General features: G+C 43.6%; 25 protein-coding genes. 4 read left to right on the top strand and 21 right to left on the bottom strand.

Annotation, left to right across the window (positions count from 1 at the left end; genetic code table 11):
* The 6 genes from mmsA to OCV61_RS11060 all read right to left on the bottom strand — a co-directional run bounded on the left by mmsA (nt 1) and on the right by OCV61_RS11060 (nt 8,227).
* Nucleotides 1-1,539 carry a multiple monosaccharide ABC transporter ATP-binding protein gene (gene mmsA, locus OCV61_RS11085; protein ID WP_158421871.1) on the bottom strand — a complete coding sequence of 513 codons (1,539 nt, stop codon included), beginning with the start codon at nt 1,537-1,539 and terminating at the stop codon, nt 1-3.
* A 139-nt stretch (nt 1,540-1,678) separates the two neighbouring features.
* Nucleotides 1,679-2,707, bottom strand: a complete 1,029-nt coding sequence (gene chvE, locus OCV61_RS11080) for a multiple monosaccharide ABC transporter substrate-binding protein (protein WP_244092953.1) — start codon at nt 2,705-2,707, stop codon at nt 1,679-1,681.
* A gap of 222 nt (nt 2,708-2,929) precedes the next feature.
* Entirely contained in the window at nt 2,930-4,000 is a 1,071-nt protein-coding gene (locus OCV61_RS11075; RefSeq protein ID WP_158421869.1) for a sugar ABC transporter substrate-binding protein, read from the bottom strand.
* A gap of 69 nt (nt 4,001-4,069) precedes the next feature.
* Nucleotides 4,070-5,665 carry a helix-turn-helix domain-containing protein gene (locus tag OCV61_RS11070; RefSeq protein ID WP_158421868.1) on the bottom strand — a complete coding sequence of 532 codons (1,596 nt, stop codon included), beginning with the start codon at nt 5,663-5,665 and terminating at the stop codon, nt 4,070-4,072.
* 33 nt (nt 5,666-5,698) lie between these two features.
* Nucleotides 5,699-7,195 (bottom strand): sensor histidine kinase, encoded by a 1,497-nt coding sequence (locus OCV61_RS11065; RefSeq protein ID WP_158421867.1) that lies wholly within the window; start codon nt 7,193-7,195, stop codon nt 5,699-5,701.
* 21 nt (nt 7,196-7,216) lie between these two features.
* Nucleotides 7,217-8,227, bottom strand: a complete 1,011-nt coding sequence (locus tag OCV61_RS11060) for a substrate-binding domain-containing protein (protein ID WP_262582820.1) — start codon at nt 8,225-8,227, stop codon at nt 7,217-7,219.
* A 248-nt stretch (nt 8,228-8,475) separates the two neighbouring features.
* Here OCV61_RS11060 and OCV61_RS11055 point away from each other — a divergent pair, with 248 nt between their 5' ends.
* Genes OCV61_RS11055 through OCV61_RS11045 form a run of 3 tightly spaced genes read left to right on the top strand, consistent with a single transcriptional unit; the run spans nt 8,476 to nt 10,631 of the window.
* Entirely contained in the window at nt 8,476-9,168 is a 693-nt protein-coding gene (locus OCV61_RS11055; RefSeq protein ID WP_158421866.1) for a YesL family protein, read from the top strand.
* Nucleotides 9,165-10,094, top strand: a complete 930-nt coding sequence (gene mnmL / locus OCV61_RS11050; RefSeq protein ID WP_158421865.1) for a tRNA modification radical SAM protein MnmL/YtqA — start codon at nt 9,165-9,167, stop codon at nt 10,092-10,094. The genes OCV61_RS11055 and mnmL overlap by 4 nt, the downstream gene beginning before the upstream one ends.
* 24 nt (nt 10,095-10,118) lie before the next feature.
* The gene (locus OCV61_RS11045) at nt 10,119-10,631 is read left to right on the top strand and encodes a DUF4364 family protein (RefSeq protein WP_158421864.1); all 513 of its coding nucleotides are present in this window, start codon (nt 10,119-10,121) and stop codon (nt 10,629-10,631) included.
* 52 nt (nt 10,632-10,683) lie between these two features.
* On the opposite strand, the gene OCV61_RS11040 is transcribed toward OCV61_RS11045, so the two are convergent.
* The 12 genes from OCV61_RS11040 to thiC form a co-directional block, all read right to left on the bottom strand.
* Nucleotides 10,684-12,003 carry a replication-associated recombination protein A gene (locus OCV61_RS11040; protein WP_158421863.1) on the bottom strand — a complete coding sequence of 440 codons (1,320 nt, stop codon included), beginning with the start codon at nt 12,001-12,003 and terminating at the stop codon, nt 10,684-10,686.
* Nucleotides 12,004-12,113: 110 nt separating this feature from the next.
* The gene (locus OCV61_RS11035) at nt 12,114-12,818 is read right to left on the bottom strand and encodes a polysaccharide deacetylase family protein (RefSeq protein WP_262582817.1); all 705 of its coding nucleotides are present in this window, start codon (nt 12,816-12,818) and stop codon (nt 12,114-12,116) included.
* Nucleotides 12,819-12,969: 151 nt separating this feature from the next.
* Nucleotides 12,970-13,599 carry a cytidylate kinase-like family protein gene (locus OCV61_RS11030; RefSeq protein WP_158421862.1) on the bottom strand — a complete coding sequence of 210 codons (630 nt, stop codon included), beginning with the start codon at nt 13,597-13,599 and terminating at the stop codon, nt 12,970-12,972.
* Between the two features lie 11 nt (nt 13,600-13,610).
* Nucleotides 13,611-14,321: an ABC transporter ATP-binding protein gene (locus OCV61_RS11025; RefSeq protein WP_158421861.1), complete on the bottom strand. Its 711-nt coding sequence runs from the start codon at nt 14,319-14,321 to the stop codon at nt 13,611-13,613.
* A 13-nt stretch (nt 14,322-14,334) separates the two neighbouring features.
* Nucleotides 14,335-15,093: an ABC transporter ATP-binding protein gene (locus OCV61_RS11020; RefSeq protein WP_158421860.1), complete on the bottom strand. Its 759-nt coding sequence runs from the start codon at nt 15,091-15,093 to the stop codon at nt 14,335-14,337.
* Nucleotides 15,094-15,095: 2 nt separating this feature from the next.
* The gene (locus OCV61_RS11015) at nt 15,096-16,169 is read right to left on the bottom strand and encodes a branched-chain amino acid ABC transporter permease (protein WP_262582827.1); all 1,074 of its coding nucleotides are present in this window, start codon (nt 16,167-16,169) and stop codon (nt 15,096-15,098) included.
* 10 nt (nt 16,170-16,179) lie between these two features.
* On the bottom strand, nt 16,180-17,064 hold the full coding sequence (locus OCV61_RS11010) for a branched-chain amino acid ABC transporter permease (RefSeq protein WP_158421858.1): 885 nt from the start codon (nt 17,062-17,064) through the stop codon (nt 16,180-16,182).
* A 252-nt stretch (nt 17,065-17,316) separates the two neighbouring features.
* A complete protein-coding gene (locus tag OCV61_RS11005) occupies nt 17,317-18,480 on the bottom strand; it encodes an ABC transporter substrate-binding protein (protein WP_158421857.1) in 1,164 nt (387 codons plus the stop codon).
* A gap of 246 nt (nt 18,481-18,726) precedes the next feature.
* Nucleotides 18,727-19,083 (bottom strand): 50S ribosomal protein L20, encoded by a 357-nt coding sequence (gene rplT, locus OCV61_RS11000; RefSeq protein WP_158421856.1) that lies wholly within the window; start codon nt 19,081-19,083, stop codon nt 18,727-18,729.
* Nucleotides 19,084-19,122: 39 nt separating this feature from the next.
* Nucleotides 19,123-19,320, bottom strand: coding sequence for a 50S ribosomal protein L35 (gene rpmI / locus OCV61_RS10995; RefSeq protein WP_158421855.1), 198 nt, complete (start codon nt 19,318-19,320; stop codon nt 19,123-19,125).
* Between the two features lie 60 nt (nt 19,321-19,380).
* Nucleotides 19,381-19,875, bottom strand: a complete 495-nt coding sequence (infC, locus tag OCV61_RS10990) for a translation initiation factor IF-3 (RefSeq protein ID WP_158421854.1) — start codon at nt 19,873-19,875, stop codon at nt 19,381-19,383.
* Nucleotides 19,876-20,164: 289 nt separating this feature from the next.
* On the bottom strand, nt 20,165-21,475 hold the full coding sequence (gene thiC, locus OCV61_RS10985) for a phosphomethylpyrimidine synthase ThiC (protein ID WP_158421881.1): 1,311 nt from the start codon (nt 21,473-21,475) through the stop codon (nt 20,165-20,167).
* A 285-nt stretch (nt 21,476-21,760) separates the two neighbouring features.
* Here thiC and OCV61_RS10980 point away from each other — a divergent pair, with 285 nt between their 5' ends.
* Nucleotides 21,761-22,081 (top strand): DUF1540 domain-containing protein, encoded by a 321-nt coding sequence (locus tag OCV61_RS10980; protein ID WP_158421853.1) that lies wholly within the window; start codon nt 21,761-21,763, stop codon nt 22,079-22,081.
* A gap of 76 nt (nt 22,082-22,157) precedes the next feature.
* On the opposite strand, the gene ftsZ is transcribed toward OCV61_RS10980, so the two are convergent.
* From ftsZ to murA, 3 genes are all read right to left on the bottom strand, one after another.
* Nucleotides 22,158-23,306, bottom strand: a complete 1,149-nt coding sequence (ftsZ, locus tag OCV61_RS10975) for a cell division protein FtsZ (protein ID WP_158421880.1) — start codon at nt 23,304-23,306, stop codon at nt 22,158-22,160.
* Between the two features lie 140 nt (nt 23,307-23,446).
* Nucleotides 23,447-24,553, bottom strand: coding sequence for a cell division protein FtsQ/DivIB (locus tag OCV61_RS10970; RefSeq protein WP_262582815.1), 1,107 nt, complete (start codon nt 24,551-24,553; stop codon nt 23,447-23,449).
* A gap of 10 nt (nt 24,554-24,563) precedes the next feature.
* The gene (gene murA, locus OCV61_RS10965; RefSeq protein WP_158421851.1) at nt 24,564-25,859 is read right to left on the bottom strand and encodes a UDP-N-acetylglucosamine 1-carboxyvinyltransferase; all 1,296 of its coding nucleotides are present in this window, start codon (nt 25,857-25,859) and stop codon (nt 24,564-24,566) included.
* Nucleotides 25,860-25,862 lie beyond the last annotated feature (3 nt).

The raw sequence follows: 25,862 nt of genomic DNA, 5'->3' as shown, positions 1-25,862 counted from the left end.
TTACTCTCCTTTGCTTGACTGCATAATGCAGGTCATGATCACTTCCTGGGAAGCTTCTTCTGAAGATAATTCTCCTGCAATTCTGCCTTCATTCATTACATAGATCCTGTCTGACATTCCAAGAACTTCAGGAAGCTCAGAGGAAATCATGATCACAGATTTGCCTTCTGCCACAAGACTATTAATGATGCAGTAAATCTCATACTTTGCACCAACATCAATCCCTCGGGTAGGCTCATCCAGGATCAGGATGTCCGGATCTGCAAACATCCATTTTGCAAGAAGCACCTTCTGCTGGTTTCCACCGCTTAGGTTACCCACATTTTGTTCAACTGTAGGACATTTGGTTTTCAGCTTATCCTTATATTCCACTGCTACAGCATACTCTTTGTCCTGGTCAATGACCCCATGATTACTGATACCTGCCAGATTTGCCAGACTGGTATTATTCTTGATGGAATTACTGAGGATCAGACCATCGCCTTTTCTGTCCTCTGTCACATAGGCCAGCTTGTGCTCGATGGCATCCCTAGCACTTTTCAGATGAACTTCTTTTCCGTTAATAAAAAGCTGTCCACTGATATTGGTCCCATAACTTTTTCCGAAAATACTCATGGCAAGCTCTGTTCGTCCTGCTCCCATCAATCCAGAAATACCTACAACCTCACCTTTACGCACATTCAGGGATACATTGTCCACAACTTTTCGCTCATTATACAGTGGATGGTACACATTCCAGTTCTTAACTTCCATACGCACATCACCGATCTTTACCCCTGGCCGTTTTGGGAAACGGTCAGCGATCTCACGGCCTACCATACCTTTAATGATCCTCTCCTCTGAGAAATCATCCACGCCCTTTGTCAGTGTTTCAATGGTAGAGCCGTCACGGATCACAGTGATCTTATCTGCCACATAGGAAACCTCATTCAGCTTATGTGAAATAATGATGGATGTCAGCCCTTCTTTTTTTAATTTAAGAAGCAGATCCAGAAGTGCCTGGGAATCCGCCTCGTTCAAAGATGAAGTAGGCTCATCCAGAATCAGAAGCTTAGCATTCTTAGCCAGAGCCTTTGCAATCTCTACCAGCTGCTGCTTGCCTACTCCAATGTCTTTGATATAAGTCCTTACAGAATCTGTAAGACCTACCTGTTTTGTATATTTCTCTGCCAGCCGATATGTCTCATCCCAGTTGATGGCAGCTTTTTTTCCACGCTCATTTCCAAGGAACATATTTTCTCCGATGGTCATATATGGTATCAGAGCCAGTTCCTGATGGATAATTACAATTCCTTTTGCCTCACTGTCTTTAATATCATGGAAATTACAGATTTCTCCGTCATAAATGATATCGCCTTCATAAGAACCATGAGGATAAATTCCCGAAAGAACATTCATCAAAGTCGATTTCCCGGCACCGTTTTCTCCTACCAGCGCATGGATCTCGCCCTGCTCTACCTGTAGATTTACGTTATCTAGCGCTTTCACACCGGGGAATGTTTTGGTGATATTCTTCATTTCCAACAGTATCTTTGCCAAAATTTTTCCCTCCAGACTTTCCCAATTTAATCCAGAAACCAATATTTTTAAAACTGGGGCTGTCGCACAAACAGCCAGAAGACCTTTTATGCGGCAGCCTCAAAATTATTACTTATTATGTCAGTTCATATGAAACTGATTATTTCAACTGATCCTCTGTGTAATATCCGGAATCAACAAGAAGTTCTTTGTAGTTGTCAGCTGTGCATACTACAGGCTCGCAAAGGAATGAAGGAATAACGCCTGTGCCGTTGTCATATGTCTCTGTATCGTTTACAGGAGCCTCGCCACCCTGCATGATAGCATCAACCATTTCAACAACCTTGGAAGCCAGTGTACGTGTATCTTTGAATACGGACATAGCCTGTTTTCCATCAATGATATTCGGCATGTTTGCAATGTCACAGTCCTGACCTGTGATGATCGGATATTCGCCTGTGTAGTTTGCTGCAAGAGCATTCTCTACACCAAGTGCTGTGGAGTCATTGGATGCAAGAACAGCGTCAAGATTTGTGCCATCTGCATAGTAGGAAGAAAGGATATTCTCAAATCTGGACTGTGCAGTTTCTGTTGACCAGTTTGCTGTAGCAACCTCATCCTTTGTCATCTGTCCGGACGGAACAACCAGTTTTCCTTCATCAATGTATGGCTGAAGAACATCCATAGCACCGCCGAAGAAGAAGTTTACATTGTTGTCACCAGGATCACCTGTAACGAACTCAATGTTGTAAGGTCCATCTGTATTGTCCAGATCCAGAGCATCTACCAGGAACTGGCCCTGTGTCTTACCAACAAGATAGTTATCAAATGTTGCATAGTAGGAAATCGCATCTGTGTTCATGATCAGACGGTCATAGGAGATAACCGGGATATTATTTTCTTTTGCCTGAGCAAGAACGGTTCCAAGAGAATCACCTTCGATGGAAGCAACCACAAGGAGCTCATCTCCGTTAGCGATCATATTCTCAACCTGGGAAACCTGTGTGCTAACTTCATTTCCTGCATACTGCAGATCTACCTCATAGCCTTTTGCTTCCAACTCTTTCTTCATGTTCTCGCCGTCCTGGTTCCATCTCTGAAGATCCTGGGTAGGCATTGCAACACCGATCAGTCCCTTGCTTTCATCAGCGTGTGCAACTGTAGGAACTACTACCAGACCAGCTACCATTGATGCACAAAGAGTTGCAGCAAATAATTTTCTTTTCATTTTGTAAATCCTCCCTTTAATCTCATACCTTCTCGGTACATTCATTTTTGATGATGTTATCTTAGCACGGGCAATACAGGACATAGTTGTCAAAATATCGGATTATTTACGGAAAACAAAAAATGTCCTGCCATAAGCAAGACATTTTTGCTACAAAAAAATCCTATTGACTTTTTATTTCAGTCAGTCCTCCCTGGGAACATTCAGATACACATCTTCTACGGAATGATAGCCACCGTCAATAATGATCTCATCCATATTCCGGCTGGTAACGGAAATAGGCTGAAGCATACAAAATGGAATATCCCCAGAGCCATCATTTATACTGCTGTTAATCCTGGACAGCTTTTCTCCCTTTGCCATACTGACTGCATACCTGGCTGCAACCTTTGCCAGAAGCTCAACTGATTTAAAAGCTGTCATTGTCTGGGTGCCTTCCACGATCCTCTGGCAGGCAGCCAGATCTCCGTCCTGTCCTACCACCTGTACTTTTCCGGCAAGTCTGTGTTCTGCCAGAACACGTACTACCTGAGCTGCTATATCATCATTCCCACACATGATCCCGCTTACATCCGGATATTTTTCCAATGCTTCATCCAGATAATCCACAGCCAGCTCTGCTCTCCATCCTTTACAATGTGCTTCATAAACCACTTCCAGATTGCTGCCTTCCAATTCTTCCATAAAGCCCTGATACACCAGCTTCACATTATTATCTTCTTCAGCTCCCTGGATCATAATGATCTGTCCCCCATCCGGCAGATCACGTTTCAGTTCCTTTCCCATTAAAGTGCCTACTGCTTTGTTATTAAAAGAAACATACAGATCTGTATCTCCATTCAGGATCAGACGGTCATAGCTGATAGTTTTGATCCCTTTTTCCTTTGCTGCATGCATCACATCAGACAAAGCCGCACAGTCTGCAGCCACCACTGCAAGAACATCCACATTTTTATCGATCAGATACTGGATCTGGGAAATCTGTTCCTGCACACTGCCATTTGCATTCTGCACGTTCACAGAAGCTCCCAGCTTTTTAGCTGTGGAAACAAATACATCCCTGTCACGGATCCAACGTTCGATCACAAAGGAATCAAAACTAAACCCTATCTTTACTTCCTGATTTTCTTTGTTATTATTTTCTTCTGCCTGCTGCCCACTGTCCTGTGTTCTTTCTGAAGTTTTACTTCCACATCCAACTCCAAGAACACATATACACAAAAACAGGCATATTACTTTTTTCCGTTTCTTCATATTGCTTCTCCTACCCTCATCTTCATCTGAGTGTTTTGTTTTGCCGAATCTTTCCCAGATCGTTTAACACTATCCTAATCTTTCTCTGAATTCACTAGGGGTTACCCCTTCATAACGTTTAAAGATCCTGCTGAAATAATTGGGATCACTGTACCCGCACATGCTGCAGATTTCTTTAATACTGTACTTCTGGTTCTTTAGAAGCTGTCTGGCATTTGTCATCCTGATCCTGGTCAGATACTCCACAAAGCCCTCGCCTTGTTCCTGCTTAAATAACTTACTGAAATAATATGGACTGATATCCACCATTCTGGAAACCTCATCAAGAGAAATATCCTTATTATAATTTTCATCAATATAGTTCCTAGCTTTTGCAACTACAGACTCGGATTCCTTTTCCTTTGTAGTTGCCATGCCCTGGCATACGTGGGCTGTTTTCTCCAAAAACCAGTTCCGTAATTCTTCATAGTCCCTGCATCCATGAATCTCTTTCAGGTAGTTCTCCCTGTAGCGAAAACCATACTTCACTCCGCCCTTAAAAAACGCTGTATGCTCAATCCTCATTACCAGCTCCAGCACTTTGATCTCAATGTCTTCCCTGTACTCCTGGTAATGCTCCAGCATCCACTCAAAAAACCGGTTGGCTGTATCCATTGCCCCTGCATAATCCGGTTCCATTGCTCTTTGAAGAAAACGATTTTCCAATTCCAGTGGGTATTCTCCGTCATAATCCTTTACAATGGGAATATCATTAATATGTACCACATGGCTGTCTCCTTCACGCAGTGCACGTAAAGCCTCAGTGTAAGAATCTTTCACATTTTCCCAGGACTTAACTCTGCCAATCCCACCTCTGAACTTACAATCGATCCTGTTTTCCAGACGATGGATCATATTGCGCATCCGGGTAAGGATCTCCACACGTTCTTCATACTCTACGCTCCCCGTCTGATATGGCACAAGAAGGATGATGCGGTTTCCCATCACAGGCCCTACCAGACAATCCAGAAAGCTTTTGGCGATCTCCCGGAACTCTGTATAGAATTTATTGGCCTTTACACTGGCTCCTACTGCATTGGTAAGCACGCCATTCTCCACACTGTCGCCAAATTCCACTACCACCATAAAAGCATATTCCTGTGTAATATTCAGCAGAACCTGATAATTGCTCTGATATGTATGGAATTCGTCAAGAAGCAGAAGATTGTATATATAACCAGACTCGATCACAGGCACTACGATCTCCAGCTTTTCACGGATCTTTAGGTCATCACTCCGCTTCTTCCTTGTCTCATCCACCAGCTGCATAGCCTTTGTGCAGACTTCCAGGATCTTCTTCTTATTCACAGGCTTCATCAGATATTCCAGAACCCCAAGATTAATGGCTTCCTGTGCATAATGAAATTTGTCATATGCCGAAATAATAATAAAAATAGTGTTCTGGTTAAACTTTCGAACCTCTTTAATAGCCTGGATCCCGTTCAGACCCGGCATCTGAATATCCACAAGCGCAATATCCGGCCGAAAGCTTTCTGCCTGTTCTACCACTGCCCTTCCGGTTTTTGCGCAGGCAATCTCACATTCATCCCCAAAACTGCTGGTAATAATAGTTTTAAGGGATTCCACCATGATCCCTTCATCATCTGCGATTAATATCCTATACATTTTCTTTTCCCTTCCCTGCTTCCATGAAGTGCTTTAGCATCTGGTACTGTCCGGAATCTGTATGATCACTTCAGTTCCCAGATTTTCTCCCTGGCTTTGGACGGACAACAGTCCTTTTTCTCCATAATACAATTCCAGCCTGCTGATCACATTGTTCATACCTACACCTGTGGAATCCCCTGCTTCCTCCTCGCTGGTGATCTCTCCGTCCAATATCTGCCGGATCCGTTCCCTGGAAATACCTTTTCCGTTATCTTTTACACTGATCTGTATATACTCTTCTTTTCGTCTGATACACAGATGGATCCGGCCCTCCCAGTCAATATTCCGGATACCATGATTCACAGCATTTTCCACGATCGGCTGTAAGATCATGCTGGGGATCCTGCAGTCAAGCACAGATTCATCCACATCTGTTGTATAATGAATTTCCCCAGAAAAGCGTACATTCAAAATGTAGATATAGTTCTCCACAGCCTCCACTTCCTCCCGAAGTGTAGCATCTTCACTGCCTTTTTTTACATTGTAGCGAAAAAAATCTGCCATCTTCTCCACAAAAATACTGGTTTTCTCTGCATCCTCCATCATAGCCAGCTGCGCCCCTGCATTCAGGGAGTTGAAAAGAAAATGAGGATTGATCTGTGACTGCAGATACTTTAACTGAGCTTCCTTCAGGTGATTCGTCATAAGAAGTTCCCGCTCCATCATTTTCTGTTCTTTTACCATATTTTCCTTGGTAAGATTCACATATTCTTCCAGACTTGATACCATAGAATTAAAAGTTCTTGTCAGTACGCCAACCTCATCTCCTGCATCTGTGGAAGGCATTTTTACATTAAAATTGGCCTGTCCTACCAGCTTTACCGTAGCTGCCAGTCTTGTAAGGGGAGCAGATACACTTTTTACCATCAGATACAGCATCAGCATGCAGATCCCCATAACCATAATAAGAAGCACAGAACTTACGATCTCCAGATACCAAATAGCGCTTTGGAGAGCCTGGTAGCTTGAAGAGTTATTCAGAAACTGCTGTCCATTCAGTTCTCCGATGTAAGTATTCAGATAATGATATACCTGCAGGGCTTCCCCATAAGAGTCCTTATACTTCTCCACATTCCGCCCACGCTTTGCCTGTACTGTCTCTGCCGTATAAGCCAGATAGGTTTCTGACATATTCCGTATATTACGTTCCAGAAGCTTTACCGGGTTCTCCATTACCTGTTCATTCAGCTTCTCCAGAAGCTTCCTATAATTCTCCTCATAACGGTAATAATCCTCCAATGTATCTGAAGACTTCACTGTAAGATAATCGTACATGCCGATCTGGACCTTTTCCAGGGACTGGGCAAGCTCTGTAATATCCACATTACTGGCATATACAGCATCCAGTGTCTGCATGGTACGGTTCATCTGCCAATATAGAAGTGTGTTTGTACCAAAAAGAATCACAGCCACAATTATTACCTGTATCAAAACCTTTACTGCAAGGGAAAGATCCTTCCATCTTAGTTTTTTTCTTGTTTTATTCATTAATATTCCCCTGTCCTTAAGCTAGTACATCGTTTCGACCTTTGTACTGGCAATCACATCCAGATCCACATTATAATAGGCATTTGTTCTGCCTTCTTCCCAATATTCTGTGAGAGCTTCAATACTGTATTTTCCGATCTGCTCCACATTCATGCTAATGGTCACAGGGATCAGTCCTTTCTTAACAGCCTCCATAATACTTCTGGAGGTATAATATCCAATGATCTTCACATCTCCTACCATGTTGTAATCGATCATGGCCTGATACGCACATTTGGTCGTCACCTCATCCAGACAAAGCAGGATCTGGGGCGGTCCTTCCGGTGCCTGGAAAATACTGCGAATTTCTTCTTCCGTATCAAACCTACTATAAGACAAAATATTGCGGGTCTGTATTTTGATCCGCTGGTCATTGCCTGCCTTCTTCTCAATGGCACTGTAGATCTGAGCATAAATCTGATTCTGCCCAAGCTCCTGTTCCCGGTTCAAAAGAAGCATCACCCTGGAAGTGGAAGAATCTATCAGCTTTGCCACCTGTTCTCCATATACCTGCCCCAGCTGATAATCATTGATCCCTACAAAGGACTGTCTGGTACTCTTTGTGGCATCATTGGCAATGATCACCACAGGGATTCCCTTTTCCACTGCCTCATCGATCTTTTCCTGCATACCCTTTTCTCCATTGTACTCCAGGATGATCCCGTCTACCTGTGCGGCAATACTCATATCCATATAGTCCATTTTGGTATAATCACCGCCGTTCTCAGCACTTTTCAGTTCCAGCACTGCGCTGTTAGCCAGTGCTTCTTTTCTTGCATTATTGTATACGTCCTGCCAGAAGGTTTCATTTCGACTGTCAACGATCATTTCATACTGATATTTATAAATCTGATTCAGTTCTTCTGACATGGCTCCTGCATTTTCCATGATTTTATTATAATAAGAAGAGATAAAAAAAATGAAAAGAATAGCAACCAGTACTGCAGCCACCATCAGCCACACCTGTCTGCCTATCCTGTGTCTGTTTTCCATACGCAAAACTCCCCTCATCCACACCTGGCAAACCTTTTTTCATATTATACCAAAATTCTCCCATTCATCAAAGACATTTTTGACCTAAAACACATCCAATCTTCCAATTGCTTTTTACCCACAGATTCGTTATACTATGATTACAATGCGGAGTACAAAACACGAAACTATCCGTGTAATCATAATTTTTGTGTTTTGACACTGTCAATCATACTATACCATATTGATATTTTAGGAGGTTTGTTTATATGGGACGTTTTTTTGATATGGATAATAGGTTTTTTACTTTTATGAGCAGAGTCAGCGACCTGATCATCCTGAACCTGCTATGCATACTCTGCTGTCTCCCTATTGTCACAGCAGGTGCATCCATTACCGCTATGTTCTACGTTACCCTGAAGATGGTACGCAATGAAGAAGCCTACATTGCCAAAAGTTTCTTCAAGTCATTCAAACAGAATTTAAAACAGTCTATTATCATCAACCTGATCATGCTGGTAACAGGCGCACTTCTGTATTTTGACCTGACCATTGCAAAAAGCATGAGCGGCCTTCCTGGTAAGGCACTTTCTGTAATCTTCATGATGATCCTGCTGCTTTACGTAATGGTATTTATTTATATTTACCCAGTACTTGCCAAGTTTTACAACACCACTAAGAATACCTTTATCAACGCATTCCTGATGGCGATCCGTCATCTTCCATATACTCTTTTGATGCTTCTAATCACAGCACTGCCGGTTGCCATCCTGTATATTCCTACATTTAAGGTTCAATCCCTGGTGCTTATGCTTTTTGTTCTTATTGGTTTTGCCACTATTGCTTATATCAATTCACACTTTTTTGTGAAGATTTTTGATAACTATATTCCAAAGGAAAACACACTGGCAGAGGAAGGCCAACAGGAACAGGGAAATGACTCCCAGGTATCCGGTTCATGACCAGTTGGAACGGCAAGCCTTATCATTCCCTTGACTATATGCTTCGGCAGATGTTCGGAGAAAAGATATACAAGGTTACACTGAACGGCGGCATGACCTGTCCCAACCGTGACGGTAAGCTTGGAGAAAGAGGCTGTATTTTCTGCAGTGCAGGAGGCAGTGGTGATTTTGCTGCCAGTGCTTCCCTTTCCATTACGGAGCAGATCCGGCAACAGATCCAGATGTTGTCTGCCAAACGCCCGATTCATAAATACATTGCCTATTTTCAGGCTTACACCAATACCTATGCTCCTGTAGAATATTTGGAGAGAATATTCACCGAAGCCATCCAAAACCCGGATATCTGTGCCATATCCATCGGCACCAGACCGGACTGTCTGGAAGAGCCTGTGATTCGGCTGCTTTCCAGGCTGAATCAGATCAAGCCTGTGTGGGTAGAACTTGGTCTTCAGACCATCCACGAGCACACTGCCAGATATATCCGCAGAGGTTATCCTCTTTCCTGTTTTGACCAGGCCATGCAAAGCCTTCATCAGGCAGGCCTGGATGTGATCGTACATACCATTCTGGGACTTCCGGGGGAGACCTCCAGGGATGTGCTTGACACCATGAAGTACCTGAACGCTTGTCAGATCCAGGGGATCAAGCTTCAGCTTCTCCATGTACTTTCCGGTACAGATTTGGCTGCTGATTACCAGGCTGGGAAGTTTTCCGTACTGGACCGTGAAGAATACATTGATCTGGTGATCCGCTGTCTGGAACATCTGGATCCTTCCATAGTGATTCACAGAGTAACAGGAGATGGTCCCAAGGATCTGCTGATTGCTCCTTTGTGGGCTTCCAGGAAAAGGGAAGTGCTGAATCTTCTCCATCACCAGATGAAAGAGCAGGGCAGCTATCAGGGCAAAGCCTTTACCCAAGTATAAATACAATTTTAGGAGGTTGATCGTATGGAAACACCATTTACAGTATATAAGCTTATTATTTTGTACATGCTGTCCCATTCAGACACGGAACTTACCAATTCTCAGCTTTCTGAATTTATCCTTGACCGGGATTATACCAATTATTTTCATCTTCAGCAGGCTATCTCCGAGCTTGTGGAGGCAGGACTGATCTACAAGCGGGTAAAGTCCAATTCCTCTTATTACCAGATCACCTCTGATGGTGCAAGCACCCTTTCTTTTTTTGAATCTGACCTTTCACCTGAGATTCGTAAAGATGTATCCGAATTTCTAAAAACAGCCGGTTATGAAGTACAGAATTCCATTGTTACCCCTGCTGATTATTATATCACATCCCAGGGAAACTACTCTGTACGCTGTCAGCTTCTTGAGAAAAACGTATCCCTGATCGACCTGAATATTTCCGTTCCCACACTGGAAGCTGCGGAAGCGGTATGTAAGGCCTGGCCTTTAAAATATCAGAAAATCTATGATAAATTAATGGAGGAGCTGTTATAAGCCCCTCCACTTTTATATCTGTTTCTCTATACTCCGGCAGAATATGGTCTTCTTAAGCCTGCTCCCGGATCTTCTCCATATGTTCTTTCAGTTTTTTCTCATATCCCATATCACTTAATTCATAAAAAGTTTCCCCAAGGATCTCAGAAGGCAGATACTGCTGCTCCACATAATGATTGGGAAAATCGTGTGCATACTTATAGCCGATGCCATGGCCAAGCTTCTCATGACCGCCATAATGGGCATCCTGCAAATGGGCAGGCACTGTTGTGCGCTTATGTTTTACAGAATCCATAGCTGCAAAAATTGCATTCACTGCTGAATTACTTTTGGGGGCGCATGCCATGTAAGCTGCTGCCTGGGCCAGAATGATCTGTGACTCCGGCATGCCTACACGCTCCACAGCCTGGGCTGCTGCCACAGCTACCTGAATCGCCTGGGGATCTGCATTTCCAATATCCTCCGAAGCCAGGATCATAATCCTTCTTGCAATAAATTTCACATCTTCTCCTGCATACAGCATTTTTGCAAGATAATAAACGGCAGCATCTGGATCTGATCCCCGCATACTTTTAATGAAAGCAGAAATAATATCATAATGATTATCCCCGTTCTTGTCATAACGTACCACTCGCTTCTGGATGCACTCAGAAGCCACTTCAAGAGTAATATGGATCTTCCCATCCTCTCCCCTTGGTGTAGTAAGGATCCCCAATTCAATGGCGTTCAATGCACTTCTTGCATCTCCCCCTGCCATATCAGCCAGGAAATCCAGGGCATCCTCATCGATCATAGCCTGGTAGCTGCCCATTCCTCTTTCTGTATCCTGGACAGCCCTCAGGATCAGTTCCTTGATCTCCGGTATTTCCAAGGCCTTCAGTTCAAATACAATAGATCTGGATAAAAGAGCACCGTTCACCTCAAAATAGGGATTCTCTGTAGTGGCACCGATTAGGATCACTGTTCCATCCTCCACAAAAGGAAGCAGATAGTCCTGCTGACTTTTGTTAAAACGATGAATCTCGTCAATGAACAGGATCGTTTTCTTACCGTACATACCAAGAGTATCCTGTGCCTGCTTGACAACCTCTTCCATATCTTTCTTCCCTGCCACTGTGGCATTGATCTGTGTAAAGTTGGCACTTGTAGTATTGGCAATCACCTTTGCTAACGTGGTTTTACCTGTTCCCGGCGGTCCGTAGAATATAACTGAAGTCAGCTTGTCAGCCTTGATTGCCCGGTAAAGCAGCTTGTCCTTACCCACAATATGCTGCTGCCCCACCACCTCATCCAGAGTCCTTGGGCGAAGCCTAGACGCAAGCGGGGACTCTCTTTCCATTGTTTTTGATTTTGCATATTCAAATAAATCCATATATCTGTAACTCCCATCTGAAGAACTATGTCCTTGTTGTTCACATTTCATCTGCCTCATGATTGGAATTATAACAGAAAAATTAGTAAAAGTACATATGTTCCCAGTTTTTACATGATCAGCAGCTGATCCACAGTCACAAATTCATAGCCTCGCTCCAGCAGTTCATCCATGATCTGCACGGCTGCATCCACAGAAGTCTGGTAGCCGTCATGCATCAGGATGATTGAGCCGTCTTTTACCTGAGATCGTACCAGTCTCATAATGCAATCCACATTTTTACTTTTCCAGTCCAATGTGTCCACATCCCAAAGAACCGGGAACATAGTCACCAAAAGGTCAAAATTTTTCGGCCAGGCTCCAAAGGGAGGACGTACATATTGGGGATACACCCCAGTGATCTTGTATATCTCATTACTGGTTCTTTCTACCTCAGTTCTAGCCTGGGCAACAGGGATTTTATCCAGTTCTACATGATTATAAGTATGGTTTCCCAACAGATGTCCTTCCTTTTGCATCTGTTGCACCAGCTTTTCATTTCCCGGGATGTTTTTACCCATAAGAAAAAAAGAGGCATGGATTCCTCTTTTTCCTAATTCATTTAATAGAGCCGGTGTATACTTTTTGTTTGGACCGTCGTCAAAAGTAAGGGCAACTTTGGGCTTCTCTATCTGTATCACTTGGATGATCTGCCTTTTTTCCCGATTGAAAGCTCCAGCCCCCACTCCTACTGCTGCCAGGAACAGACTCCATGTAAGTGCAGCTGCTATCGTTCTGATCTTTTTGATCCGGTTCTTCCCCATTTTGAAATCCACTCCGCCTTTTCCTATACTATATGCAGATTTCTTCTGAATAGACTATTGGAAACACCGGTATATCTTCTCACAGCTGATATAAAACAACAGCGGGAACCCTGAAGTCCCCGCTGCCTGCATACCTTATTATTGTAATTTTGTGCTCACAGATTTAGTTAAGCTTCTCCCGAAGAAGTGCCAGCCTGTGTTCGATTTCCTCTACGCACTTATCGTAGCCAAGCTTGCTGCTGTCAAGACACAGATCGTAATTAGTAGCATCTGTCCACTCTTTGCCTGTAAATCTGCGGCAATATTCAAACTTGCGTTTATCATCCTTCTGAAGGAATTTCTCAATCTCCCTTGGTGTTTTGCTCAGCTTCTCTGCTGCCTTCTCCATACGGAATTCCCAGGATGCATGAATAAACACACTTAAAACATTGGGATAATCCTTCAGCACATAATTGGAACAACGTCCAATGATCACACAGGACTCCGTCTCTGCCAGATGGCGGATCGTTTTGGCCTGATAATTAAAAAGATTCTCATCGGATGTAAATTCTTTGCTGTGTGGTGGGATCAGATCTCCTGTATAAATGCTTTCTTTTTTGAAAAGAGGCGGCTTGGCACTACTGTACTCATCCACTCTTCCAAAAAGTGTTTCATGGATCCCACTGTCATCAGAAGCCATACGGATAATGTCCTTATCATAATAGGAAATCCCCAGCTTCTTGGAAAGCATCTCGCCTACTGTACGGCCGCCACTGCCATACTGTCTTGCAATGGTAATCACATAATTACTCATGTCGTCCCTCCTTATTCTCCCAGATATGCCTTCTGCACAGCCTTATCATTAAGCAGATCACTGGCTTTGCCGCTCATGCTGATTCTTCCAGTCTCCAGCACGTATGCACGGTCTGCAATGGTAAGGGCCTTTTTAGCATTCTGTTCTACAAGAAGAACGGTTGTACCGCTCTCACTTACTACACGTATAATATCGAAGATCTCATTAACAAAAATAGGTGAAAGACCCATAGATGGTTCATCCATGACGATCAGCTTTGGTTTGCTCATCAGTGCACGACCCATGGCAAGCATCTGCTGCTCACCACCTGATAAGGTACCTGCTCTTTGCCCTTTACGCTCTTCCAGTCTGGGGAAGCGCTTATAAATACCGGCAAGGCTTTCCTGGATCTCAGCCTTATCCTTTCTTGTGTAAGCTCCCATGATCAGATTCTCATAAACACTCAGATCAGAAAACACCCTTCGCCCTTCCGGTACATGGGCAATTCCAAGTTCCACGATCTTATGGGCTGGAATCTTTGTAATATCCTTGCCCTCAAAAGTGATGGATCCTTCTTTTGCGCTAAGAAGACCTGTCAATGTCTGAAGGGTGGTGGTTTTTCCTGCGCCATTGGCGCCGATCAGTGCAATAACCTCTCCCTGGTTTACTTCAAAGGAAATCCCCTTCAATGCATGGATCACACCATAATATACGTGCAAATCTTTTACTTCTAACATTGCCATTTTCGTTTCCTCCTTACTCTCCCAGATATGCTGTGATAACGGCCGGGTCTTTCAGCACCTGTGCTGTCTTGCCCTGGCAAAGGACCTGACCAAAGTTCAGAACAGTCAGTTCCTCACAGATACCGCCTACCAGCTTCATATCATGCTCGATCAGCAGGATCGTCATATTGAAATGGTCACGTACAAAACGGATCATATCCATCAGTTCCTGAGTCTCATTAGGGTTCATACCTGCTGCAGGCTCATCCAGCAGCAGCAGCTTAGGTTCTGTAGCAAGTGCTCTGGCAATCTCCAGCTTACGCTGTTCACCGTAAGGCAGGTTGCCTGCAAGATAATCTGCAAAAGCATCAAGGCCAAATACTTTCAGAAGCTCCATAGCTTTTTCATTCATCTGCTTCTCAACTTTAAAATATTTTGGAAGTCTGAATACACCTGTAAAGGTAGAATACTTATAATTGTTGTGCAGACCTGCTTTTACATTGTCCAGCACTGTCATATCCTTAAACAGACGGATATTCTGGAAAGTTCTTGCAACACCTGCTTTATTGATCTCTATAGGATTTTTACCTGTAATATCAACACCGTCCAGCTTGATGATCCCTTCAGTAGGCTTATATACACCGGTAAGAAGATTGAATACAGTTGTTTTTCCTGCTCCGTTAGGTCCGATCAGACCGTATAATTCCCCCTGGTTGATCTGAATATTAAAATTATCAACTGCATGAAGGCCGCCAAACTGAATGGACAGGTTTTTTACCTCTAAAATAGCCATGATCAAGCCGCCTCCTTTTCTTTTCCATGTTTTTTAAATTTATCAGCTACTCTGCTTCTGAAATCCCTTGCAGCAGGAGCCCAGTTAAACAGCATCATAACGATCATAATAATTGCATAGATCAGCATACGGTATGTGGAGAATCCACGAAGCAGCTCCGGAAGGGCATACAGGATAATAGTAGCAATGATGGAACCACGAAGATTACCAATACCGCCAAGGATCACGTAAACCAGGAATGTAATAGACAGGTTATAGTCAAAAACGGAAACCTTCAGCATGGAAAGGTTATGTGCATAAAGCACACCTGCCACACCTGCAATCGCTGCTGAAATGGTAAAAGCAAGCAATTTGTTCTTGGTTACATTGATGCCAATGGACTCTGCAGCAATACGATTATCCCTGGTAGCCGTAATGGCACGTCCGCTTCTGGAATTTACCAGGTTCTGTACAACAAACAGAGACACCAGTACCAGGATCACACCGATCAGGAAAAAGTAATCTTTAATGTCTTTATAAAGTGTAGCTGTCTTGGAAATACCAAGCGCCCCCTTAATGATCTGCTTTCCGCCCGGCTCCAGCTGAAGCGCACCGGAGCTTGTAGCAACATGAAGGCCTTTGCTGTCCACACCCACATACAAAATATTGATCAGATTCTTAATGATCTCGCCAAAAGCAAGTGTTACGATAGCAAGATAGTCCCCCCGAAGACGAAGTACCGGAATACCGATCAGGAAGCCAAGGAGTGCAGCTACTGCTGCCCCGATGAGAATCGCAATGATCAGTCTTGGTACAGAAGGGATCACATCGCTTGCAACATGAGAAAATACTGCACTTGCATATGCGCCCACGCACATAAAGCCTGCATGTCCAAGGCTCAATTCACCAGAATAACCTACAACCAGGTTCAGGGAAATGGCTGCAATTACATATACACAGATTGGAACAAGAAGACCTGTCAGAAGCCTGGACAGATTTCCTGTGGAAGAAAGCGTCTGTGCAACAGCAAAGATCACAAGCACCATGCCATATGTAATAAAATTGTTTTTTGATGTTTTGTTCATACCTTTCTTCATCTTGTCCACCTCACACTTTCTCCTGGATATTCTTACCGAATAATCCTGCCGGTTTTACAAGGAGTACAATAATCAGGACTCCAAACACAATAGCGTCTGCAACCTGAGAAGAAATATATGCTTTACTGAAGATCTCAATCACACCAAGGAGAAGTCCGCCGATCATCGCACCTGGAATGGATCCTATGCCTCCAAATACAGCAGCTACAAAAGCCTTGATACCAGGCATAGCACCTGTGTAAGGAGAAAGAGTTGGGTATGCAGAGCACATGAAAAGACCTGCAATCGCAGCCAGCCCAGAACCAATAGCAAAAGTAAGGGAGATGGTTGCATTTACATTAACACCCATCAGCTGTGCAGCATCCCGATCCTCGGAAACTGCCTGCATGGCACGTCCAGGCTTCGTCTTCTTAACAAAAAGCTGTAATCCAACCATGATCACAATGCATGCAACAATGGTCAGGATCGTCATCCCCTTGATCACCAGTTCTCCACCAAACAAAGACAGAGACGGAAGATCGATCACTGTAACAAAGCTCTTCGCATCAGCACCAAAAACCAAAAGGGCCAGGTTCTGCAGAAGATAGCTGACACCAATGGCAGTGATCAGAACTGCCAGATTAGATGATGCTTTACGGAGAGGACGATATGCAACTGCCTCGATCACAACACCCATCAATGTACAGATCACAACAGATAAAAGAATTGCCACTGCAGGTGACAGTCCGGCTTTTGTGATAGCGGTAAGGATCACAAAAGCACCAACCATGATTACATCGCCATGGGCAAAATTCAGCATCTTTGCAATTCCATACACCATAGTATAACCAAGTGCGATCATTGCGTAGATACTTCCAAGGTTTATCCCGTCTTTTAAATATACCAAAAAACTCATAACCCACCTCGTAATATGAATGATTTGTATTTTATGAGCGTGCTTGAAAATTCATTCCCGAATGTAAATAGTCTAAAGTCTTAGTCTTTTCGGAAGTAAATTTTCAGACACGCTCCAGGTCACTTTAAAGAAAATCACCAGGATCTTCTTAAATACAAGAGGGAGACGGCAATCATCTTAACCGTCTCCCCGTTTGCTTAACGGCCATTCCCTGTATATCCAGGAAAATGTCCCTGTATTTTGTTCAAAGGATTATTCATCCATGGATGCGTAAACACCATCTTTGATCACATATGCTTTTGGTGCTTTATCGCATTCGCCATCCTCTGTCCATTTTGCTTCTCCTGTAAGACCATCAATTGTGATGTTCAGCATGGACTCAGACATTGCTGCACTGATATCCTCATTGGACATATCCGGTGTGATACCTGCATCATCTGCTGCTGCCTTCATAGCATAGATCACATCATATGCATCAGCTGCGAACTGGTTCGGAACCTCACCGTTATTAGCATCACCATATGCTTTTACAAAGTTCTTGGTAGCCTCATCCTCACCTGTAGCAGCGAAAGGTGTCAGAAGCATAACGCCCTCTGCAAGGGATGTATCAAAGTTCTCAACATTCAGGATACCGTCCATACCGTCAACTCCGAAGAATTTGATATCAAGACCGATATCGCTTGCCTGCTGAAGGATCAGTGCATTGTCAGAGTAATAATTAGGAAGGAACAGAAGCTCTGCACCGCTCTTCTTAATGCTCTGAAGCTGTGCTGAGAAGTCCTGATTACTATCTGTGGTGTATTTCTGATCATCTACAAGCTCAAGACCGTATTCATCACAAGCTTCAACAAATGCATCGTGAACACCTACATTGTAATCTGCTGCTGAATCATACAGTGTAGCTACCTTTGTAGCAAGACCTTTCTCAGAAATGTACTCTGCTGATTTGGTACCCTGCATAGGATCGGTAAAGCACATACGGAATTCATTGTCGCCTCCCTCAATACTCTCTACTGCTGTAGCAGAAGGTGTAAACAGGAATGTGCTGTCAGCTGCTTCACTGGCAACAGCGATACAAGCACCGGATGTAACTGTTCCGCAAAGCATCTGCATACCCTTGTCAAGAAGATCATCATATGCATGGATGGCTTTATCAGGATCACCCTGATCATCACCTGCGTCCAGGATCTCTACCTTATATCCATTGAATCCACCATTCTCATTAATCTCATCCGCTGCGATCTTAGCTGCGTTGTAAACACCGTTACCATACTGTGCGTAATCACCGGTCATAGGTCCGATCACACCAATCTTAAAAGTCTCCTCGTCATCTGCAAATACAGATACAGGTGCAATGGATGTAACTGCCATCGCTGCGGCTGCTGTGATACTGAGTACTTTTTTCAGATTTCTCATAATAAAATCTCCTCCTTAGATTTTAAGGAAGAAGCCAGCGGGAAAACCGGATCATGTATATCTCATATATAGTCAAAAAGCCCACTGGTCCATCCAGCCGGCTTTGGCTCCCTAATGACTTTTCCTCTTTACTACTTCAATGCAGTAATTATAGCATCACATTATTTTGATTGCAAGTGATATTTTGTACAAAAATCAAAAGAATCCAGGGAAATTATTTTCCCTGGATTCCAGAATTGATAATACTTATGCAATTGCAGCTTTTGCAACTTCAGCTAATGCTTTGAAGCCTTCAGCATCATTAACAGCCAGATCTGCAAGCATCTTTCTGTTGATGTCAACATTAGCAACCTTCAGGCCATGCATCATCTTGCTGTAGGATAATCCGTTCATTCTTGCTGCAGCGTTGATACGAGCGATCCACAGACTTCTGAACTGACGTTTTTTCTGTTTTCTTCCTGCATAAGAGCTTGTAAGTGCTCTCATTACAGACTGTTTTGCAATTCTATACTGTTTGGAACGGGCTCCTCTGTAGCCTTTTGCCAGTTTTAATACACGGTTATGTTTCTTCTTTGCGTTTAATCCGCCTTTAATTCTTGCCATCTCTTATTTTCCTCCTGTTCGTCGTCTTCTATCTGTATCTTATAAATATGGTAATGCTTTCTTCATGCTCTTAACATTTGTAGAATCAACAACAGTAGATTTTCTCAGATTTCTTTTTCTCTTCTGAGATTTTTTGGTTAAGATATGACTCTTGTAAGCTTTATTTCTCATTAATTTTCCTGTACCTGTCTTTTTGAAGCGCTTTGCTGCTGCTCTACATGTTTTAATTTTTGGCATTATAGTTTCCTCCTTAATTTTCGTATTATGAACTGCCCTGCGGCATAAATGCTGCTGAATTTATTTTTTCTGAGCTAAGAACATGGTCATGCTTCTGCCTTCCACCTTAGGTGCTTTCTCCACATTAGCCACTTCTTTCAACATATCTGCGAAATCATCAAGCACATGCTTGCTGGCTGACATATGAGCCATCTCTCTTCCGCGAAATCTGAGAGTTACCTTCACCCTATCGCCCTTTGAAAGAAACTTCTTTGCTGCATTGACTTTTGTCATAAGGTCGTTTGTATCGATATTCGGTGAAAGCCGCACTTCTTTAACATCAATCGTTTTCTGTTTTTTCTTGGCTTCTTTTTCTTTTCTAGCAAGTTCGTAACGGTATTTACCGTAATCAATGATCTTGCATACCGGCGGTTTAGCCTGGGGGGCAATCTTTACCAGATCAAGCCCTGCCTCCTGAGCCTTGAACATTGCTTCCTTTGCGGACATAATACCGAGCTGTGCTCCGTCCGGGCCAATCAAGCGTACTTCTCTGTCCCTGATTTGTTCGTTAATCATTAAACTGCTAATTGTAGTGCACCTCCATACCTGATAGATAAATACTAAATCACCCGCCAGCTTCCCAATTTCTCTCCGGGAAACCTTCTGCCTTAAACATGAAAAAAGTGCGGACAGAATCCACACTTCACCTATTACACAAATCACATCTTTAAATATAAGCTGTGCAATATTAACCCAAGTCGCCTGACTGCGCTAAGGTGAGAGTGTAACTCTGCTTTGTTTTCTCACGTACCTAGATAAGATACCATGGTTTTCCTTAGAAGTCAAGGACTTTTTAATAATTATTTTATAATATATCAATATACTCCCCTGCCAGGGCCTTATTCATGCTGCGGACTGCACAGAATTTACCGCACATACTGCAGGTATCACTGTGGTCATCTTCCGGCTTACGACTGTCACGGATCTGCCTTGCAGTCTCAGGATCAAGGGCACATGCATACTGAGCTTCCCAATCAAGTTTCTGCCGTGCATCTGCCATACGGTCATCAATATCTCTTGCTCCCGGAATACCCTTGGCAATATCAGCTGCATGGGCTGCAATCTTGGAAGCAATGATCCCCTGCTTAACATCATCCACGTTAGGAAGAGCCAGATGCTCTGCAGGCGTTACGTAGCAAAGGAAAGCAGCTCCGCTCATAGCTGCCACTGCTCCGCCGATGGCTGCAGTAATATGGTCATATCCAGGTGCAATATCTGTTACAAGAGGCCCAAGTACATAGAAAGGTGCTCCCATACAAATGGTCTGCTGCACTTTCATATTGGCTGCTACCTGATCCAACGGCACATGTCCCGGTCCCTCTACCATAACCTGTACATTATGCGCCCATGCGCGTTTGGTCAATTCCCCAAGACGGACAAGTTCCTCAATCTGACATACGTCGGTTGCATCTGCCAGACATCCTGGACGACAAGCATCCCCAAGGGAAATGGTAACATCATATTCCTCACAGATATCAAGAATTTCATCAAAATACTCATAAAATGGATTCTCTTCTCCTGTCATGCTCATCCATGCAAAAACCAGGCTTCCGCCACGGCTTACAATATTCATTTTTCTTTTGTGATTCCGTATCTGATCAATGGTTTTCCTGGTGATCCCACAGTGCAGCGTTACAAAATCTACACCGTCCTGGGCATGAAGCCTTACAACGTCAATAAAATCCTTGGCTGTCAAAGTCGCCAGATCCCTTTGGTAATGGATCACGCTGTCATATACAGGAACCGTTCCGATCATAACAGGACATTCCTGGGTCAGCTTCTGACGGAAGGGCTGAGTATTACCATGGCTTGACAGATCCATAATCGCCTCTGCGCCCAACTTCACAGCACTCATGACCTTTTCCATCTCAATATCATAGTCTTTACAGTCGCGGGACACTCCCAGATTAACATTGATCTTTGTGCGAAGCATGCTGCCCACGCCTTCCGGATCAAGACATTTGTGATTCTTATTTGCACAGATTGCAACCTTGCCTTCCCCAACCAGCTTTCTTAATGCATCTGTTGTCATATGTTCTTTTTTTGCCACAATCTCCATTTCCTTTGTGACAATGCCTTTTCTTGCCGCATCCATCTGTGTGGTATAATTTCTCAATCTTTTTTCCTCCATAAAAAAAGCCTCTGCCATACTAAAAGCAGAGACTACTCATCCTCTTCCCTACGTTGGCATTATCCAAATCAGGTTACGGGTCAAAACGGAATCACGTTTCCTCTCAGCCGGTTTTCGCCAGCTCCCCTTTTTCATGCTCATATTATAGCGCAGCAAAGATAGCTTTGCAATATTTTTACTATAATTTTCCATACATATTACATAGCAAAACGCAGATACTATCCTTGTATATACAAAGATGCCCTGCATCTAATAAAAGGAGGAATGATCATGACGATTTTAAAATGTTCAGCTGCTAACTGTGTTTATAATGACGCCCGTCAGTGTTCCAGAGGTGAGATCAATGTTATGGGTGAAAGTGCCCACATTGCAGATGAAACCTGCTGTGGAAGCTTTCAGGAAAAATCTGATGCAGCAACAAATGGTATGGAGTGCCGCTGCGGCTGCGAAAAGATCCAGATTGAATGTAAAGCCCACAACTGTGCATACAATGACAATTGCAAATGTACAGCAGCAGCTGTTGATGTAGATGGTTCCAGGGCACAGTGCTGCCACGAAACCAAGTGTGGAACCTTTGCCTGTAAGTGCTAAAATGTAAAAAAAGCTGCGGCACAGTAGGAACTTACTCCCTGCTGTGTCACAGCCCTGATATTTCATAAAGAATTGATTAGCGGTTCTTAAGGAAATCCGGAATCTGGATATCCTTCTTCTGCACTGTACTGGAAGGTGTCTTCGCAGTAAATGGTGTTGCATTCATAGTAGGCATACTGAAGCTTGGCATCTTAAAAGAAGATGTTGTGCTTGTCTGTGCTGCCGGTCTTTTGGCATTAAAAGATGCATTGCTGCTTCTGTTGCCAAAAGGACTGGTATTCTGCGCTGCATCACTAAGGCCTGTAGCAATAACAGTGATCCTTGCATAATCAGCAACTGAATCATCATACATTGCACCAAAGATGATATTTGCATCCTCTCCTGTAAGCTCCTGTACATAGCTGGCTGCATCATTGGCATCCATAAGGGAAATATCACCGGAAATATTAATGATAACGTGTGTAGCACCTTTAATGGTAGTCTCAAGAAGCGGAGAAGAAACAGCCTGCTGAACAGCCTCCATAGCCTTGTCATCACCTCTGGCCTCACCAATACCGATGTGTGCAATACCCTTATCTGTCATAACGGTCTGTACATCTGCAAAGTCAAGATTGATCAGTGCCGGCAGATTAATCAGGTCTGTAATACCCTGAACTGCCTGCTGAAGTACTTCATCAGCCTTACGCAGTGCCTCCGGCATAGTAGTCCGGCGGTCAACGATCTCCAGTAATTTATCATTCGGGATCACGATCAGTGTATCCACTGCTTTCTTCAGATTCTCAATACCTGCAAGTGCATTGTTCATACGGGTCTTTGCTTCAAAGCGGAAAGGCTTTGTAACAACACCAACAGTAAGGATACCCATCTCCTTTGCTGCTGCTGCAATCACCGGAGCAGCTCCTGTACCGGTACCGCCACCCATACCGCAGGTAACGAAAACCATATCTGCACCTTCCATGATCTGCTTCACTTCTTCTATACTTTCCTCTGCTGCCTTCTGTCCAACCTCTGGCTGTGCACCCGCACCAAGTCCTTTGGTAATCTTTTCGCCAATCTGAAGTACAGTTGGAGCTTTGCACAGAGTTAAAGCCTGTTTATCGGTATTCACACCTACAAACTCTACCCCGCCAATGGCTTCTTCCACCATTCTGTTCACTGCATTATTACCAGCTCCACCTACGCCGATTACAATAATCTTCGCAGATGACTCTGCCTCATTTGACATAATCTCTAACAATGTACTTCCTCCTTTATTTCTATACCTGATATTCAAGTCAAGTTTATTTGTATCAAGCTACATATAGATATATCATATATTTTTTTTTTGAATTAATCAACTACTAATTTTGTTTTTTTATACTTTTTTCACGAATATTCGTCATTCCCTGCATTGGGATTAGGACCTACATAGTTGCCGTCATGGTCATATTCACCAGTTCCTGTATAACTTCCGTCTTCCAGATACCCACCATGCCAGTCTCCATTGGCTGCTATACTTTCTTCGGTAGGCTTAGGCCCCACATAATTCCAGTTGGCATCATACTCGCCCTCACCAGTATAATCTCCCTCTCCGTCATATCCGCCATGCCAGTTTTCAAGGGCATAATCCAGTTCACTTTTGGGCTTTGCCCCTACATACTTGCCATTTTCGTCATATTCCCCATCACCGGTATATTCTCCATTTTCATCATATCCACCGGTCCAGTTCTCAGCAGTTACCGGTTCTACCTCTGCTTCGAAGGTACAATTCTTTTCAGTCTCGGTAATATTCTCCATATGAAGGATCCCTTTTTGCCCGGAAAGCTTTGGCAGGATGGCAATCGCCCTTGTCATCTTGTCCTCTAGCAGCCTGTCCTCCCCAAGTATAACGGTAACATCCCCATAAATCAGACTGATCCTGGACTTATCATCAATCTGGATGTGATCCGGCACTGTGTCATTCTTCTGAAAAATAGTTGCAAGTGCTACAGCAGTATTCAGAATTGTTTTCCCTTTCAGTGGAAGCTTTTCATTCAAAACTACCTTATCTACCTGGATCCCATCAAAAAAAGGTACCTTCTCATCTCTGGTCTTCAGGCCTTCAACAAAGACTCCGTTTCTGTCAAAGTAAATATAATTATCCAGATAAGGGATGCAGCCTACTACTTTCTTTTCTTTTACACTGATACAGATGGTATCCCTGCCAGTCATAGAAACACTGTATCCTTCTACAAAAGGCATGTCGCTGACCTGCTCATTTTTATGAAAAAAAGAAGCCAGCACCGTATTGCTCATGAAGGAACCCTGCAGAGCCATCTCCTTTACCTGATCCTGGGTATAATGAGTACTGCCCATAACTTCAATGGTCCTGACCCGGAAAAAGGAAAAGAAAAAGATAATGCCTGTCAGCAGCACTGCCGCCAGGGTTCCCCATATTATTTTTTTTGTTTTTTTATCAAACACAGACGTTTCTCCGTTATCTCCAGTTCCCATAATCCATCCTTTAATATTCAAGAATGCCTCGGCTGTCTGTAGCTCTGCCCAGGCTGATCCTGGCACCTGCGCCAGCAAGATCCTGACAGATGTTCTCATAGCCTCTACTGATAAATGAATATCCACTGATCTTTGTGGTACCTTTGGCACACAAGGCGGCAATCACCAAAGCGGCACCGCCCCGAAGCTCCCTGGCAGTTACCTGCCTGCCATATAATGGATATCCACCTTCTATATAAGCTTCCCTGCCGCAGATGTTTATATGTGCTCCCATCTTCACCAGTTCTCCTGCAGCCTTATAACGATCCTCAAAAATCTGTTCCCGGATCAGGCTTTTCCCGGTCACTGTAGTCAGAACTGACATAACCTGTGATTGCAGGTCTGTAGGAAATCCAGGATAAACATCCGTCTTAAGAAGCTTTACCGGACAGTGGATGTTCTGTCCATTGACTATTAGTTTACCACTCTTCCCTTTATATTGTCCACCCATTTTGCAATATACATCCAGAAAGGCATCCAGCTCACCTTCCGGTACATTTTCCAGTGTGATCTCACTTCTTGTGGCTGCTGCGGCACAAATATAAGTTCCTGCAACGATCCGGTCCGGAGGAATCTTCATATATCCGGCTCCTAATTCATCCCTTCCCTCTATAAAAATACAGTCCGTTCCCTCTCCTTTGATCTGCGCTCCCATTGTTTTTAAATATCTGCAAAGCCAAAGAATTTCCGGTTCCCTGGCAGAATTTTTTATAATTGTATTTCCCTTTGCAAGCACAGCAGCCAGAATAGCCTGTTGTGTAGCACCCACACTTCTTTTTGGAAACAATATCTGATTTCCCCAAAGGCCTGACGGAGCAGTTCCCTGGATCACCTGATCTTTTTGGATCACAGCCCCAAGCTGTCTTAGTGCATAAAAATGCAGGTCTATAGGCCTGCTGCCAATTACGCAGCCTCCCGGATACCCAAGCGTACCTTTACCATTCCTGGCAAGCATGGCTCCAAGCAGAATAACCGATGACCGCATACGTCCTGTATACATTTCCGGTATTTCTTCTTTGTCTGCATTTGTGCAGTCCATATATAGATCATGATCCTCCCACCAGGTAGCTGCTCCCAATGCCTGAAGGATCTTCTCCATACAAAAAACATCTGCGATCCTGGGACATGTCTTAAGAACACTTACGCCTCTGTGCAGCAGGGACGCTGCCATCATGGGAAGCGCCGCATTCTTTGATCCCTGTACAGAAATGGTTCCTTTTAATGGCTTACCACCCACGATACAGATGTAATCATCCAAGCTTTTCACTCC

This window comes from Blautia ammoniilytica (assembly GCF_025566965.1).
In the GTDB taxonomy this organism is placed as follows: domain Bacteria; phylum Bacillota; class Clostridia; order Lachnospirales; family Lachnospiraceae; genus Blautia_A; species Blautia_A ammoniilytica.
Note: the sequence above shows the minus strand (reverse complement) of the source record. Positions and strands in the feature narration are given on the sequence as shown.